Source organism: Sporosarcina limicola (assembly GCF_014873855.1).
GTDB classification, from domain to species: Bacteria; Bacillota; Bacilli; order Bacillales_A; family Planococcaceae; genus Sporosarcina; species Sporosarcina limicola.
The window spans coordinates 35,098-49,826 of sequence record NZ_JADBEL010000013.1 but is presented as its reverse complement, the minus strand read 5'-3'; the positions used below and the strand labels follow the sequence as shown (position 1 = coordinate 49,826).

The 14,729-nt window shown below is 40.1% G+C and carries 17 protein-coding genes and 1 pseudogene; 8 read left to right on the top strand and 10 right to left on the bottom strand.

Annotation, left to right across the window (positions count from 1 at the left end; genetic code table 11):
• The first annotated feature begins 132 nt into the window (after positions 1-132).
• From H4683_RS21415 to H4683_RS12225, 4 genes are all read left to right on the top strand, one after another.
• Entirely contained in the window at positions 133-318 is a 186-nt protein-coding gene (locus H4683_RS21415) for a DegT/DnrJ/EryC1/StrS family aminotransferase (protein WP_239027719.1), read from the top strand.
• Positions 319-322: 4 nt separating this feature from the next.
• Positions 323-478 (top strand): hypothetical protein, encoded by a 156-nt coding sequence (locus H4683_RS21410; RefSeq protein ID WP_225942071.1) that lies wholly within the window; start codon positions 323-325, stop codon positions 476-478.
• A 536-nt stretch (positions 479-1,014) separates the two neighbouring features.
• On the top strand, positions 1,015-2,007 hold the full coding sequence (locus tag H4683_RS12230) for an Rpn family recombination-promoting nuclease/putative transposase (RefSeq protein WP_192599125.1): 993 nt from the start codon (positions 1,015-1,017) through the stop codon (positions 2,005-2,007).
• Positions 2,008-2,065: 58 nt separating this feature from the next.
• Positions 2,066-2,257 (top strand): hypothetical protein, encoded by a 192-nt coding sequence (locus H4683_RS12225; RefSeq protein WP_192599124.1) that lies wholly within the window; start codon positions 2,066-2,068, stop codon positions 2,255-2,257.
• Between the two features lie 411 nt (positions 2,258-2,668).
• Here H4683_RS12225 and H4683_RS22400 read toward each other — a convergent pair.
• From H4683_RS22400 to H4683_RS12195, 6 genes and pseudogenes are all read right to left on the bottom strand, one after another.
• Positions 2,669-2,899: pseudogene (locus H4683_RS22400) on the bottom strand (transposase); the annotation flags it as partial.
• A gap of 497 nt (positions 2,900-3,396) precedes the next feature.
• Positions 3,397-4,713 carry a M28 family metallopeptidase gene (locus H4683_RS12215; RefSeq protein WP_192599123.1) on the bottom strand — a complete coding sequence of 439 codons (1,317 nt, stop codon included), beginning with the start codon at positions 4,711-4,713 and terminating at the stop codon, positions 3,397-3,399.
• A gap of 157 nt (positions 4,714-4,870) precedes the next feature.
• Positions 4,871-5,782, bottom strand: a complete 912-nt coding sequence (locus H4683_RS12210) for a DUF4097 family beta strand repeat-containing protein (RefSeq protein ID WP_192599122.1) — start codon at positions 5,780-5,782, stop codon at positions 4,871-4,873.
• Positions 5,769-6,335 carry an HAAS signaling domain-containing protein gene (locus H4683_RS12205; protein WP_192599121.1) on the bottom strand — a complete coding sequence of 189 codons (567 nt, stop codon included), beginning with the start codon at positions 6,333-6,335 and terminating at the stop codon, positions 5,769-5,771. The genes H4683_RS12210 and H4683_RS12205 overlap by 14 nt, the downstream gene beginning before the upstream one ends.
• 17 nt (positions 6,336-6,352) lie before the next feature.
• Positions 6,353-7,381 carry a DUF4097 family beta strand repeat-containing protein gene (locus H4683_RS12200; RefSeq protein WP_192599120.1) on the bottom strand — a complete coding sequence of 343 codons (1,029 nt, stop codon included), beginning with the start codon at positions 7,379-7,381 and terminating at the stop codon, positions 6,353-6,355.
• A complete protein-coding gene (locus tag H4683_RS12195) occupies positions 7,374-7,697 on the bottom strand; it encodes a PadR family transcriptional regulator (protein WP_192599119.1) in 324 nt (107 codons plus the stop codon). The genes H4683_RS12200 and H4683_RS12195 overlap by 8 nt, the downstream gene beginning before the upstream one ends.
• A 175-nt stretch (positions 7,698-7,872) precedes the next feature.
• Between H4683_RS12195 and H4683_RS12190 the strand changes: the two genes are divergently transcribed.
• The 3 genes from H4683_RS12190 to H4683_RS12180 all read left to right on the top strand — a co-directional run bounded on the left by H4683_RS12190 (position 7,873) and on the right by H4683_RS12180 (position 10,158).
• A complete protein-coding gene (locus H4683_RS12190; RefSeq protein ID WP_192599118.1) occupies positions 7,873-8,031 on the top strand; it encodes a hypothetical protein in 159 nt (52 codons plus the stop codon).
• A gap of 70 nt (positions 8,032-8,101) precedes the next feature.
• Positions 8,102-9,484, top strand: coding sequence for a leucyl aminopeptidase family protein (locus H4683_RS12185; protein WP_192599117.1), 1,383 nt, complete (start codon positions 8,102-8,104; stop codon positions 9,482-9,484).
• A gap of 161 nt (positions 9,485-9,645) precedes the next feature.
• Positions 9,646-10,158 (top strand): YcxB family protein, encoded by a 513-nt coding sequence (locus H4683_RS12180; RefSeq protein ID WP_192599116.1) that lies wholly within the window; start codon positions 9,646-9,648, stop codon positions 10,156-10,158.
• Between the two features lie 87 nt (positions 10,159-10,245).
• Here the strand turns inward: H4683_RS12180 and H4683_RS12175 are convergent, their stop codons facing one another.
• The 3 genes from H4683_RS12175 to H4683_RS12165 are packed head-to-tail and all read right to left on the bottom strand — an operon-like array spanning position 10,246 to position 12,733.
• Positions 10,246-11,157 carry a TRM11 family SAM-dependent methyltransferase gene (locus H4683_RS12175; protein WP_192599185.1) on the bottom strand — a complete coding sequence of 304 codons (912 nt, stop codon included), beginning with the start codon at positions 11,155-11,157 and terminating at the stop codon, positions 10,246-10,248.
• A gap of 30 nt (positions 11,158-11,187) precedes the next feature.
• Complete coding sequence (locus H4683_RS12170) at positions 11,188-11,769, bottom strand: branched-chain amino acid aminotransferase (RefSeq protein ID WP_192599115.1); 582 nt, start codon at positions 11,767-11,769, stop codon at positions 11,188-11,190.
• Positions 11,770-11,824: 55 nt separating this feature from the next.
• Complete coding sequence (locus H4683_RS12165) at positions 11,825-12,733, bottom strand: cation diffusion facilitator family transporter (RefSeq protein ID WP_192599114.1); 909 nt, start codon at positions 12,731-12,733, stop codon at positions 11,825-11,827.
• A 299-nt stretch (positions 12,734-13,032) separates the two neighbouring features.
• On the opposite strand from H4683_RS12165, the gene argH reads away from it, so the two are divergent.
• Entirely contained in the window at positions 13,033-14,361 is a 1,329-nt protein-coding gene (argH, locus tag H4683_RS12160) for an argininosuccinate lyase (RefSeq protein WP_192599113.1), read from the top strand.
• A 52-nt stretch (positions 14,362-14,413) separates the two neighbouring features.
• Here argH and H4683_RS12155 read toward each other — a convergent pair whose 3' ends face one another.
• Positions 14,414-14,707, bottom strand: a complete 294-nt coding sequence (locus H4683_RS12155; RefSeq protein WP_192599112.1) for a hypothetical protein — start codon at positions 14,705-14,707, stop codon at positions 14,414-14,416.
• Positions 14,708-14,729: the final 22 nt, after the last annotated feature.

Here is a 14,729-nt window from a genome sequence, read left to right as displayed (position 1 = left end):
CTATTTAGTAATTCTGGGTGTACATACTTGTTTGGGTGACAGTCACTCATTCAAACGTGAAAGTTTAAACAATCATGATAAATAAAACAAACGTGAAAGTACTAGTGACAGGCTGCGCTAGGTTTGTCCCAAATGCGCAAGGTTGATGGATTTATTGAGCGTCGTCGAGAAATTGCTGCTTTATATAGTGAGAAATTGATAGCGATTTCGGGTATCATTTTACCTGAACAGCTAGAAGAGACAGAATCGGGCTGGTATTTGTATGTAATCCAACTGGATGCTGAAGTGTTGTCGAAGTCGCGTAAGGAAGATTTTTGAAGAGATGCGCGCGCTTACTATCGGTGTGCATGTTCACTATATTCCTGTGTATTGGCAGCGGGATTTGGGCTATGAGAAAGGGCTTTGTCCAGTTGCGGAGAACTGGTATGAGCAGGCGCTAACCTGGTCGGTTTATTTAGGGATGATGAAATCTAGATAGGTAAACACATATAGAGGAAAAGAATTGCACTTCTGATGGCAATGTTGTTCGTCTATTTCGTTTGTCGCGATATTGAATGCAGGATTGAAAAGGAACATCATTTTTTTGAAGGTATCGATGGCCGCCTAAAGGTGATTATGTACCGGCCTATATGAATAGACAATTACATATACTCCCCCAAAAAACACCCCAACCGTAAGTTCGGGTGAGTTCGGGTGACAGTCACTCGTTCAAACGTGAAAGTTCAAACAATCATGATAAATAAAACAAACTTGAAAGTATTAGTGACAGGCACCGGAAAATTAAAATTAAGTGTGGAGTGAGTAGGGAAGCAGTTCAATCCTTTTCAAATTCATCAAAATTTAATTATGCCACCTTTATGATCCCAAAACTTCACACTTTTTACCCCATAATTGAAATATGACCATATTTCGGTATCTCAAAATGGAGTTGTTGGTCTTTCTGTACAATTTACACATTATTCCTTCTGTTGTATGGTAGATGCAAGTCGAATAATGGAGGTGCTGGAGGGGATGGTGACGGCATTAGTATGGGAAAACTCAACGGATTATGAAGTGGGAAATGTCGATCAGGATGGTCTGTGGAAGAAAGTGATTGGCGAATTATTTGAAGACTTTTTATTGTATTTTGCCCCAGATTTACACGCACAAGTCGATTTTTCGGAAAAAGCCGAGTTTTTGCAGCAAGAGCTATTTCAGCAAATCATAAAAGACAAGAAAGGGCGGAAAATAACCGACCAACTTGTCAAAGTCCATCTAAAGGATGGCGAGGAAAAATGGGTGTTAGTTCATGTAGAAGTTCAAAGTGACAATGAACCCGACTTCGCAAAACGAATGTTTCAATACTTCTACCGCATTTTTGATAAATATGATAAAGAAATCATTGCACTAGCCATCATGACCTCACCTCATAAAAGTGAATTCCCCACCGAATTCCGCTACACTTATTTTGGCACAAAGCTGAATTACGCGTATAATACGTATAAGATTGTCGACCATTCCTATGAAAAGTTAGAGCAGTCGGATAAATTGTTCAGCAAAATGATTCTCGCCATAAAATATATGCACGATACGCGAGAAGACGTGGACAAACGGTATACGTTTAAAATGAAACTGATGGGGGAAGTTATTAAAAGTAAACACTATTCCTGGCCAGAGATTAAAGCTGTATTTTACTTCATCGACTATTTACTACGTTTACCCGAAAAGTTATCAGAAAAACTGTATGATAAAATGACCACAATTATGCAAAAGGAGGGAAATGGCATGGTTCAATTTGAAAGCGAGGGTTGGTCTCCAACAATGGAAGCAATCTTTACTCGGATCCATGAAAAAGGGGAGAAGGAAGGGATAGAGAAGGGGCTAGAACAAGGAATAGAACAAGGAATAAAGAAAAATAAAGTGGAGTTCGTACTTGGAATGATAAAGGAAGGAATCCCGATTGCTACTATTACTAAAATAGCAGGCTTGGATGAAGTGGCCATTAAAAAGCTAATAGAAACAAAGTAAGCGGCGACATAGACACTGCTATAATAATTCAAAATGCAAATTGTAGGAGTGTCTAAATGTGGACAATGGTACGGGCTTCACGTGGACATATGGCGCTGCGGCTCGTAATACGGTTAATATGCTAACAGCTCTTATTCATGTAGATGGTTTCGAAAAGCAATTACTGAACATCGTGAATTATATAAGGAGTACTTTGAGTTCACACGTATTTTGGCGAAGCGTATGCAAAAAGAAGGATTGGAGAGAATAGACCGACATTCAAATGAAGGATCGTGATTTTTATTTGTTTAGTTATGCGGTAATCTCTATGAATTGGGATCCGATTTTTCTTTGGCTTATTTTCAATGCTCATAAAGAGCTGAACGACGAGTGTCCACCATATATAGGTGACTCCCCTGCACCGATGAAACTGTTTCACGACATGGCACATTTCATGGCGGTACGAGTCATTGATGGTCCAACACCGGAGGCATGGTTTCCAATGAATGAAACGGTGGTGCAACGGTTGAATGATCCAGATCACTCAACTGACCGTAGGATAAGGATTGGGAAGTTTTATTCCCCACTGATTGTTAGTTGAACCATTCGGGCTTTTACGGGCAGTTGATCCCCCACTTACGCTTCTTCGGGCACCCTTAAGCCTTGATGTAGGGATCTTACTGCCCGTTAATGCGGGATAAAGCTTTTGACTCAGCAACTTTTCATTGGAATGAATAAAGTGGGACCGTTTGTCGTTTAAATGAAGATGATCCGCCAATGTTTGAGTGAATCCAAGCTTTTCATCAAACTCTCGGAAAAGAAAAACACCCGTATCCGAGGAAAGAGAGCCGCTGTCATTTGATAATTTAATACGTCGGTTGAAATCTAGGGTGATTTGCGGTAAAATGGTCATTATAAGAATCCCTCCTGTTGGTTATTTTGCGTAATTTAACCTTAACAGAAACGGATTCTTTTTTCATTTATTTCATGCACAAGCAAAGACCCAGAAAGCTTATTGGATAGGGGCTAACAGCCCGTTATAAATATTCGGTGAATAATTCAGGTTTATTTATCGATTAGCTTTTTTATAAGTGGAGATTCACTTCCTGTATATCAAATTATATCGTATGAACTACTAGACGCGGTTCATGAGGGGATGACAAATAAATTGATTTTCAATTTATTTATTGGAATGGCATTTTTATTAGCCGGTCACTTAGTTTTAAACAGAAGAATGAGAAGCGTAGATTAACTAATGAACCGGGTTATAAAAAGAAGCATGAAATAAACCACAACTTCATTTGAGGCGACTAAAAAACCTGCATTTTTACAAGGGAGCTAAAATTGAGAATCAAAAAAGACGATTCAAATTCGCTGTCTGAATTTTTGAATCGTCTTTTTTATGTGTATTTACTTATTAAAAGTCAATGTCAAAACTGAACTCCCTACGATTTTTGCAACATCGCGTAGACGGTCTTTGCTCAACTTATCGATGGTATCGTCAGGCGAATGATACCATTCCTCCACCGGATTGTAGATGAAGAGTGCAGCATCGATACCCGCTTCATGAAACGGGACATGATCGCTACGATCACCGAATTCCGTCTCAATCGATTCGTCGCTAAGTTCTATATTGGCTTGACTCGCGGCTTTTGTAACGGTATTATCCATTCCATCAATCGTCTGAATCGCCAATTCTCCAGCATCTGCACTGCCGACCATATCCAAATTAAACATAGCTGCGGTCCGTTTGATTTCATTCTTAGTCATTTCACTCACATAATGTTCCGAGCCGTATAATCCTTCTTCTTCAGCACCGAAGAAAAGAAATCGCAGTTCTTTCTCTGTTGTCACATCCTTGAACATCCGTGCAAGTTCCAGTACAACGGCTGTACCACTTGCATTATCGCTTGCCCCAGGTGCTTGATCGACAGAATCATAATGTGCGCCAACTAATACGATATCCTTTGTTGCCTCGGTTTTAGCTACAGGCTGTTTTGTGATAATTAAATTCTGAGATTTAGCTTTCTCCACCCCAGCACCTTCAATCGCAAAGGTTGCATTGACAGTACCTTTACTCTCCATAAAATCCGTAAGCCCTTCACCTTCATCGAATGATAGGGCAAACGCGGGGATAAAGTCCTTATCATGCTCACCAAGTGACCAGCTACCAATCGGCTCGGATTCAGGGAAAAGGATGAGAATAGCAGAAGCACCTGCTTTAGCTGCATTTAACACCATTTCAGAGAAGTAAATATCACTCACGCGAGCAAGAACAATTTTCCCTTCTACATCGATGTCATCGTAATCGGATTTCAAACCTTTTCCAGCATCAATCAAATCTCCCGTAACCGCTCCTGAAACTGAGTATTGGAAGGGTTTAGGGGAAAGAGGGCCACCAAATCCATCGACTGAAAGACTGAAGGATTCCGGCATAACATAACGCTCAAAATCGAATGGCTGTGTTTCAACCTTATAACCGTATGACTCCAATTTCCCCGACAAAAATTTAGCTGCTTGTTGTTCCGATTCTGTTCCGGCAACACGCGGTTCTTTTGTCAATTCTTCAATCGTACCGTAAATCGTATCAACATTCAGTCCCTCAATCAAATCGGATTTCACCTGGTCAAATTCCGAGCTTTTAATAATCGATGTGGTCGATGAACATGCTGTCATGATAATAGTCAATAGCACTATAAATGAGCACAGCAACTTTTTATGAACCATATAATACCTCCATTCTAATGGAAATTATACCATAAGTAAGCTGTTTCATTATATTCGAAAGGGGGCAAAACGATGCGTGTAATAAACAACTAAAAGAGGATACCGTGGCATCCCCTTTATTGGTTCGTGAGTATGGAAAAAGTAGTGTAAGTTCTACTTAGCGTTTTGCAACAACGATCTTCCCATCATTTGTTGATAAATTGATTTCATGTTCTCCTGAGCCAAATACAGAATGTGATTTTTTTTCATCGAAAATAGTAATACTTCCGTTGTCCGATTGTGCACGAATGCTAGCATTTATAGGCGCGTTATCGGTTTGAATATCAATGTGACCATTATCGGTAGAAAACTCAATCGGAAAATCAAGCGTTTTTGTCATCAGTTTTATACTCCCATCATTCGCTTTTGCGGAGAGATTACCATTAATTTCTTCTAGCCTAATCTTTCCATTATCCGAAACGATAGAGATTGAATCAGCTGTAATACTTTTTAAAGTAGTCCGACCATCATTTACTTTTACCTTTACGGTGGTCCCAATCAAATTTTCTGCCTTTATTTGCCCATTATCCGATTCAGTAATAATTGAAGCTGCGTTAATGTCTCTCAATTCAATTGCCCCGTCGTTTGCCTTTACGTTTACTTCACTTGCATCAATATCTTTTGCCGAAAACGATCCATAATCGGACTGAACTCGTATGGTATCATAGAGTTTTTTCGGCACATACACTTTCAATGTTGGAGATTTTGGAAAAACATCAAAACTAAAGAATTTCTTTTTAGAATCCTTGTATACAATTGTTAAAGTGGATTCTGTAACAGAAGCCGAAAAATTATTTTTACTATCATGTCCTGAAACTTCGACAAGAGTATTTGGTTCATTTATCGGAATAAGTTCAATCCGGGCGTCATTCGTTGAAATCTCAATGTTCGTGAAGCTATCCTCTTTAATTTCTATTTCTTCCGTAACCAATTCGGGCTTTTGTATTAAATTATAGGTCAAAACACTACCGATAACACCGACAAGTAAGAGGAATAAAGCAATAATCGAGAGCCTTTTAACGTTCAACATGTGTTAAACCACCTTTTACAAGTTTCGTATTGAATTTTAGATAACGTACAAAACCATTCATCAAAACCTTCGTGGCAGTGAACATTCCGATCGCCACGAATAGGCCAATCCCGCAAAATGCAATCGAAGCGAAAATGTCAAACCATTCGAATATCCCTGGGAATATCACAATATTGGCGAGTACGAGTAGGGGAGCGGCGATGAAGCCAACACTTGCAGTCCATCCTCCTAAGAGAACCCCAACTAAACATAAAAACGGACCCAATACAATAATAAGATTGAAAAACCCTAATCCGATTATAGCCCAAACAGCACGGAAAATAGTTCCCGTTGTCGCAGTGGCTTCTGCTTTTTCAAGGCGATACGAAACGAGTAACTCCTTTGCCATATTTTTCGGAGAATCAAGTGAGGCAGTGATTTGTTCTTCGGTTTTCCCGTCTAATTTTCCATTTTCAAAATACTCCTCTAAGTCTTTCATTATTTCAATCTGTTCTTCTTTAGGAATTCTTACTAAAAGAGCACGTAAATCTCTTTGGAATTCATCTTTCTTCATTTTATTTCCTCCTATTATTATCCGACCGTAATCCGTCCATTATCCGACTTCAACCGGATTGTGTTTTCTCCAGTGCCGACGACCGTTCGAGAATTTCGCTCACCGAACACATCGATCCTTCCATGATTTGTTTTCGCGTGAATAGCAACGTTTGATGGCTTACTACTTGATTGGATTAATATGCTGCCATTATCCGTTTGGAAATCGATATTTCGATCTAAACTTGTCGTCTGCAAGCTGATTTTTCCATTATCCGTCACTCCGACAATCGAACCTTCTACATGCTCAAAAATAATCTGTCCATTATCGGACTCAGCCGAAATACTTTCTGCATCGACATAGCGCATCTCAATCCGTCCATTATCCGTCTTCGTTTTAATATGATCGGCTTGGACTTTATCGAATTCTATCCTGCCATTATCAGTTTCAGCGTTCAACGTCGTAGCTGCAATCTCTTTCAGTTGGATTCTACCGTTGTCCGTCCCGACACTCACTTTTTTGCCAAGCAACTTCTCAGCACAGATTCGTCCATTATCTGTTTTCATCGCAATCGATTGATATAGTTTCTTTGGAATGAACACGTTCAGTGTCACCGCCTTTAGATTGAAATTGAACATGAATAACCAATGGCGTAGACTTTTCAGACGTACGACCAACGTATCGCCGACAACTTCCGCGGTCAGCTGTAATTTTTCATTATTTTCTACAAGTTCAACAGTCGTTACGGAATTGTTCGAAGGTGAGATGAAAAGCGAACCATGCTGAACATTAATATCAATATTCGTATACCGATCATCTTGAATCATAATTATTTCATTGATAGATTCCACCGGCGCTTTATTGTCAATAAATGAGTAGGAAGCAAGCAGTTCATCCGCTATTTTTCCTGGAGATCCGAGAGAAGCGGCGATATCATTTTCCGACTTTCCATCTACGCGCCCATCTGTGAAATATTCTTTGATATCTTGAATAATATCGTTCCGTTCTTCAGTAGGTAGTCGTTTTAATGCGGTTTCAAGCTCAAAGATAAATTGGTTTTCAGTCATTCTGTACACCCTCCTCGATTAATGTATTCACACCATCCGTGAAATTTCGCCATTCATCCAACTGCTTGTGAAGATATTCCCGTCCTGTATCCGTCAGTTTATAATATTTACGGGGAGGGCCTTCCGTCGATTCTTGTAAATACGTTGTGAAGTACCCTTCCTTTGTCAACCGTCTCAACAGGGGATAGACCGAGCCTTCCGAAATAGAAATCTGATCTGAAATCTTTTGCACAAGCTCGTAGCCATAGCGGTCCTGCTTGTCAAGAAGTACAAGTACACATAAATTCAGCACACCTTTTTTGAATTGCACATTCATTGAAACCACGTTCCTTTCACTATTAAACAATAGACAGTACCAGTTCATGCGGAGTACCAATAACAATAATATAGCACAAGGTATTATTCATTGCAAGGTACTGTGCGATGAATTATGAAACCTTCTACCAATCACATCGTAGAAGTAGATAGAGATAATAGAAGGAGTGATTCATATGGACGACGGTAGTTATTTCATAGGGTGGGGGACACTTGCGCTTATCAATGCTGGACTGGCGCAAGGGAAAAATAGAAGTGGCTTGAATTGGTTTCTACTTTCGTTACTATTAGGGCCTGCTGCTACGTTTTTCCTGGTAATTTCGGATAAGAGATAATTTTTTCAAATTGGTCTTCTTGTGGTAAACTATTTTTGAAGCCGAAATAATTTATCTAGGGGGAAATAAAATGACTAAACAAGTAAAAATCATTTTTGCGAGCGATTCAATCGTTGCAAACAATAGCGCAGTAAAACAATTTGTGGACAATCAACAAGCAGACCATACTTCCGTACTCGTGGGAGATCAGCATTATGTCGTAGTGAAAGAATGTAAAGACAAAGTGGCAACATTGGAAAAAGTACGTGCAACGGCAGGCAATATCGCTCGTGACTTAAGCACTCAAAAAGTGGAAACGGCATCTGTTGAAGACGGAACGCTTGTCACTGCGTTTGCCAACCTAAATAAGAGTGCTGTTCTGACTGCATTCGTCGAAGGTTGGGAATTGGGAGCTTATCAATTCGTTACGTATAAATCAGATATCACGGCATTCAAAACAGAACTAAACGTATCTGGCGCAGACCAATCATCCGTTGAAGAAGGTAAAATTCGTGCTGCAGCGATGTCGTTTTCGCGTGACTTATCGAATGAAGTACCAAACGTATTAAATCCAGAAACATTCCCGGAGGTACTTAAGAAAAACTTTGAAGGTACAGAAGTTGAAGTGAATGTGTTGGATAAAGAAACAATCGAGAAAATGGAAATGAACGGCGTACTAACAGTGAACCGTGGGAGCAAATATAAGCCTGCATTCGTTGAGCTTATATACAAAGGGGACGACACGAAACCACTTGTTGCACTTGTTGGAAAAGGCGTAACCTTTGACACAGGCGGTATTAGCTTAAAGAGTGGGAAAGATTTAAGCGATATGCGTATGGATATGGGTGGAGCTGCGGCTGTTTCGGGAGCACTGACATTGCTCGCAAAAATGAAAGCGAAAGTAAATGTCGTGGCTTTGATGCCAATCGTAGAAAATATGCCAGATAGCCTGTCGGTACTCCCAGGTGAAGTCATTACATATAAAAATGGATTGACGGTCCAAGTCGGTAACACGGATGCAGAAGGACGCCTTATTTTAGCGGATGCGCTTATCCGCGCAGGCGAGTGGAAAGCAGAATACATCGTTGACATCGCAACGCTTACGGGGGCAGTCCTCAATGCACTTGGCACTGAAATAGGTGGCGTATTTGGTGATGAAGAACTATCCGCTACCATGAAGAGAATCGGCGACCAGAACGGTGATTTCATCTGGCCAATGCCTTTAGTTGAAGCTTACGATAAAACATTGGCAAGCGACTATGCGGATATGAACAACATCAGTTCATTGAATGTAGCAGGATCGATAACAGCAGGCTTATTCCTACGTCGTTTCGTTCCTAAAGACAGCAAATGGTTACATGTCGACATGGCTGGCGTGGTGGACAAAACAGCTGTTGCAGGTTATTATGGAAAATCAGCAACAGGCTATGGCGCACGGTTACTAGCGGATTTCACCGTTCATATTTCGAAGTAATTATAAATGAGCAGATGAATCGTGAGACTCAAACAATGCAAAAAGCATCGCATTTAGCGGTGCTTTTTGTGTGTTTTCATATACGACAGTATCAAAACTAGAAATATGCACCAATTAAGATATAATGAGAATAAGATAAGTAAGTTATTGGGGGGATTATAATGGAAATTGATTATGAATTAACAGAAGAAGATTATTTGAATTTTAATATGTTTCACGTTAAGAATTCTAAAACTGCAATGAAATCACTAGCGATGCAAAGATTTTTAACACCGATTGTCTTTCTCATTTTGTCCTATGTATTATCTGCCATGGGAGACGGCTCATTCATAGGATTGTTTATAACTTTTTCGATTACAGGTATTCTATGGATTATTTTTTATCCGAAGTATTTTTATAGTCTCATAAAACGAAATACCAAGAAAATGATCAAAGAGGGTAAGAATGATGGGTTATTAGGGAATCATCATTTAATCATGAATGATGAAGGATTAGTCGATTCTACTTCAGATCGTGAAACGAAAGTAACCTGGTCGGGTATCAAAAATTTCAAAGAGGACAACGATAACCTCTATCTGTACACCAGTTCGATAAGTTCATATATACTGCCGAAAAGAGAGTTGAATAATGTAGAGGAAGTAAGAAATTATTTCAAAGCAAAGGTAGTGCAATGAGAAAGGAATTAGGATGGATAGGGATTAAATAGGTAGTTTATAACCAATAAAAAGACCTCGCAATCATCTACGAGGTCTTTTCATATTTCATATACAAACAAGAATCTGCCTTGAAAACGTACCTTTTTTCGCTACACAGCGATCCACAATGCTGAAGCCAGCCTCATCAATCATAGGGTCGATAGTTTCAATCGTCACAACGACGACTTTCTTCGAGAAACGACGTGCCTGCTTCAAAATATCGAGCTGTTCTTCGGGAGAAATATGAGTAAATAAGTTATATGGCATATCAATAATTGCAACGTCGTAATCATCAACAACATCTGCAATGGGTCCGATGATTACTTCACCTTCAAGGCCGAAGTGGGCGATGTTTTTTCTTGAGCCTTTAACAACAAGCGGGTTAATATCCCGGCCCGCGATGTTAATGCCCATTGACAATGCTTCCACCAAAACGGTCCCAATACCGCAACAAGGATCGATTACTCGGATACCTTCAGGATGAGGAGCCGCAATATTTGCAACCGCTCGCGCAACACGAGTACTTAGCGCTGTCGAATACATATGTGGTTTTTGCTGATGCTGAAACCAGATGGCTTCACTTTCCACTAGTTTTCCGAAATACCATTTATCGTCCAATTCAATGACGCCGAACAGCGTTTCAGGATGATCTAACTCAGGCTCTCCTTGAATACGTAGCCCAACTTCACGTTCAACCTTACGTCTTTCAGCATGTCCAATCTTCTTCGTCGTACCCAGTTCAAGCGAATTCAAACAGACGACCTTGAACGTAGAACTAGCCAATTGTAAGTACGCCACTTGGCCTAAAATAGATTCAAAGCTATCGGCTTCATATAATATATCTACGCGTTCTTTCATAAACGGACTTCGACACGGGTCAATTCCAATCGGGCTCATTAAAACATTCGACTGGACATCAAATCCGAACAACGACCGCATCTCCAAACGGCAAAGATCATACTCATCTGTATGACGCATATACGTGTAAATAAATTCTGGACTACTCAATCACTTGTCATCCTCTACAGCTTCAGACAATTTGAATATAAAGAGGTAAACCATCTTAAGTACTTGCTCGAAAGATAGTTCGTCATTGAATCCTTCTATATAACTCAACGCGAAATTCATATCCCATAATCCGTCTTCTCCGGAGAACATCACACTATATTTCGTATTATCTCCTTGTAAATGTGTATCGAGAAACGCTTTAATGGCAGGGCCGTATTTCTTTTGTAATTTCAATCCGAAGAGAGCGGTATACGTTTCGAACACATCATCGAATTCGAGCGCAATCCCGTCAACACCTATTATTTCAAATGTATTTGATTCCACAAAGAGAAATTCGTTTAGGTTCTTTTTCAAATAGGAAGCAGATTCATTCAAAAAGTTATCGGTTTCAGTACGGATAACTTCTTCAGTTTCTTTGTTGCACCGTTCAATGACAGAGGTATGAAAACCTTTATCCACAATAGTTACATCTTGTGGAACAAGTTGATGCTTCTCCGCATATACCTTTTCAAAATTATTCAATTCAATTTCATTATTGTTCACATTGTTCGCAATATAATTTGTCATTTGCTTATTCAACATATCCAAGCAACTCCTTTACTCTCACTAGTATATCTTACATCGCGCTGCTAGGCTTTCAATTCTGTTCGGAATACCATGGATTTAAATGGATCAATACTTCATCGACATCTGTATGTTGGTCCATAATCATATTTCGAATGGAGCTTGAAATATCATGACCTTCTTGAATTGTTAAATCAGCTGGGACACCAATGCGAAGATCTACAAGAATATAATGGCCGTGTTCACGGGCGCGTAGTCGGTCAATGCGCTTTACTTTTGGGATCGAGAGGATTAAAGAGGAGAACTCATCCAAACGTGTGGTACTCACATTTGTCTCCATTAAAACATCCATTGCCTCTTTTCCCATTCCGTAAGCAAGTCGCAGAACCAAAGCAGATACGATAATACCGGCAAAAGGATCCCCGTACGCCATCCAAGGGATTTGAAAAGCATCTCCGACTATTGAAAGACCAATCCCTAAAACAGCCGCAAGGGAAGCATAGACATCAGCAAGATGGTCAAGAGCAGTGGCGATTAACCCTTTACTATTTGTCAATTTTCCAATCCGAATTGTATACATGTACAACGCTTGTTTCCAGACAAGGGAAATAACTGCGGTGATTAAAGCGAGAAAACTCCCTTTGACAGGATTTTCAAAGAACGCGGAGATCGCTTCGTATGCGATATAAAGAGCGGCCAACCCTAAAATAATGGCAACAATGGCCGAACTGATAATTTCCGCTTTCCCATGCCCATACGGATGATCATCATCGGCTGGGCGTTGCGAAATGCGCATTGATGTTAACGCAGCCCCTGATGCAACGACATCCCCAGCATTATGGAATCCATCTGCTAAAAGAACAGGACTGTTGAACAATGCACCAACGGTTATTTTTAAAACAGTCAGTAAAATATTGCTGATTAGACTGATCCAGACCGCAATAAGTGAAGAAATGGAGTAGCTATTGTTGTTAGTGTTCATAAGATATAACCTCCCATTTTTTTCTTTCCCCAAGGCAACAAAAAACCCCTGACGAGCTACAGTCAGGGGGTACGGATAAATTTATGAAAATAGTGGTAAACCTTTATGTTAATCAAGCTTATCAACTCATTCTATGTTTAAGTCTCGAAATTATACCATGTTGGTACTAGTCTGGCAAGGAAATGGGTTTTTATTTCTGCTGAATCATCGAAATAGGGAACTGGATGTTGCAATCCAACTAGTAAAGAATTATAATACATATAAATGCATAATAATTCACTTGAAGGGTTTGAGTATAGATGAAACTTTGGGGCGGGCGATTTACAAGCCGTGCAGATGAAATCATGGAACAATTTAATACATCGTTACCAGTGGACCATCGTTTATATAAAGAAGATATTGCTGGGAGTTTGGCGCACGTCACGATGCTTGTTCATTGTGATTTATTGACGCCAGAAGAGGGCGAACTACTTGTAAATGGACTTGAATCCATCCGGAATGACATCGACGCTGGCAATCTGAAAATCGAAGGAAACTACGAAGATATTCACTCTTTCGTCGAAATGCACTTAACAGAACGCATCGGCGAGACAGGGAAAAAGTTACACACTGCGCGTAGCCGAAATGACCAAGTCGCAGTCGACATGCGTTTGCACGCAAAACACACTGCGGCGAATGTAATGAACCATCTCCAAATGCTCATCGATTCATTGCATACAAAAGGTGCGGAGAACAACGTCATTATGCCAGGTTATACACATTTACAACGTGCACAAGTCGTGACATTCAGCCATCATCTCGGGGCTTATGCACAAATGTTCAAGCGTGACAAAAAACGAATTGCAAATGCCATCGATATTTTGGATGAAAACCCGCTCGGATGCGGCGCGCTCGCAGGGACAACGCATCGTATCGATCGCGACATTACAACGGTATTATTAGGATTCGCTAAACCAGTGGATAACTTCCTTGACGGTGTCAGTGACCGTGATTATTTACTCGAATTAATGTCGGATTTCTCAATCATCATGATGCATCTAAGTAGATTGAGTGAAGAACTCATTTTATGGAGCAGTCAAGAATTTAAATTCATCACAATGTCCGATGCTTACTCAACAGGCAGCAGCATTATGCCGCAAAAGAAAAATCCAGATGCGGCAGAATTGATTCGCGGGAAAACGGGTCGTGTTTACGGCTCACTATTCGCGCTATTAACGACATTAAAAGGACTTCCATTGACATACAACAAAGACATGCAGGAAGATAAAGAGCAATTCTTCGACGCACTCGATACCGTCATGGACTGCATCGAAATTATGTCGAAAATGATTGATACATTACACGTCAACGCTGACCATATGAAAATGGCCATCAAAGCCGGTTTTCTCAACGCAACCGAAGTCGCCGATTATTTAGTGAGTAAAGGAACCGCCTTCCGTGACGCCCACGAAATTGTCGGCAAGCTAATCATCTATTGTGAGCAGCAGAAAAAAGCGATTGAGGACCTGACGATTGAAGAATTAGCGAAGTTCAGCAACCATATAACAGATGACATCTACGACTACATTGACTATGAAAATATCCTGACCAAAGGGAATAAGAAGTTGATGAAAGAAGTAGGGAAGTAAGAAAAGAGGAGCTATCCATTATGGAGAGCTCCTCTCTTTAATTTAAATGGGATTAACTAGTTTGCTGGTGCCGTTTTATTTTTTGAATTTCGACTTCAGCATTGAAGATGCGATCATTCAAGGCGAGAGTCCTACTTTCAGCTAAATGCTCAATCGAATTATTGAAGATACTGAAACTATCGACCAAATCCTTTTTCATTTCAAGATGATTACCCTTCAGTTCAGCTAGGTCTTTACGTATTTCGAATTGTCCCTGCTCCAAAGAACTCATTCGTATATCCATAGAATCCAACCGACCATTAACATTCTTCAATTCATGAAGTATTTCTTTAAACATAGCTTCCACACGTATGCCTCCTAGCAAGTCA

Coding starts and splice junctions, on each gene's coding strand:
- H4683_RS21415 (WP_239027719.1), top strand. CDS start 133: ATGCGCAAGGTTGATGGATTTATTGAGCGTCGTCGAGAAATTGCTGCT.
- H4683_RS21410 (WP_225942071.1), top strand. CDS start 323: ATGCGCGCGCTTACTATCGGTGTGCATGTTCACTATATTCCTGTGTAT.
- H4683_RS12215 (WP_192599123.1), bottom strand. CDS start 4,713: ATGGTTCATAAAAAGTTGCTGTGCTCATTTATAGTGCTATTGACTATT.
- H4683_RS12210 (WP_192599122.1), bottom strand. CDS start 5,782: ATGTTGAACGTTAAAAGGCTCTCGATTATTGCTTTATTCCTCTTACTT.
- H4683_RS12205 (WP_192599121.1), bottom strand. CDS start 6,335: ATGAAGAAAGATGAATTCCAAAGAGATTTACGTGCTCTTTTAGTAAGA.
- H4683_RS12200 (WP_192599120.1), bottom strand. CDS start 7,381: ATGACTGAAAACCAATTTATCTTTGAGCTTGAAACCGCATTAAAACGA.
- H4683_RS12195 (WP_192599119.1), bottom strand. CDS start 7,697: ATGAATGTGCAATTCAAAAAAGGTGTGCTGAATTTATGTGTACTTGTA.
- H4683_RS12190 (WP_192599118.1), top strand. CDS start 7,873: ATGGACGACGGTAGTTATTTCATAGGGTGGGGGACACTTGCGCTTATC.
- H4683_RS12185 (WP_192599117.1), top strand. CDS start 8,102: ATGACTAAACAAGTAAAAATCATTTTTGCGAGCGATTCAATCGTTGCA.
- H4683_RS12180 (WP_192599116.1), top strand. CDS start 9,646: ATGGAAATTGATTATGAATTAACAGAAGAAGATTATTTGAATTTTAAT.
- H4683_RS12175 (WP_192599185.1), bottom strand. CDS start 11,157: ATGCGTCATACAGATGAGTATGATCTTTGCCGTTTGGAGATGCGGTCG.
- H4683_RS12170 (WP_192599115.1), bottom strand. CDS start 11,769: ATGTTGAATAAGCAAATGACAAATTATATTGCGAACAATGTGAACAAT.
- H4683_RS12165 (WP_192599114.1), bottom strand. CDS start 12,733: ATGAACACTAACAACAATAGCTACTCCATTTCTTCACTTATTGCGGTC.
- argH (WP_192599113.1), top strand. CDS start 13,033: ATGAAACTTTGGGGCGGGCGATTTACAAGCCGTGCAGATGAAATCATG.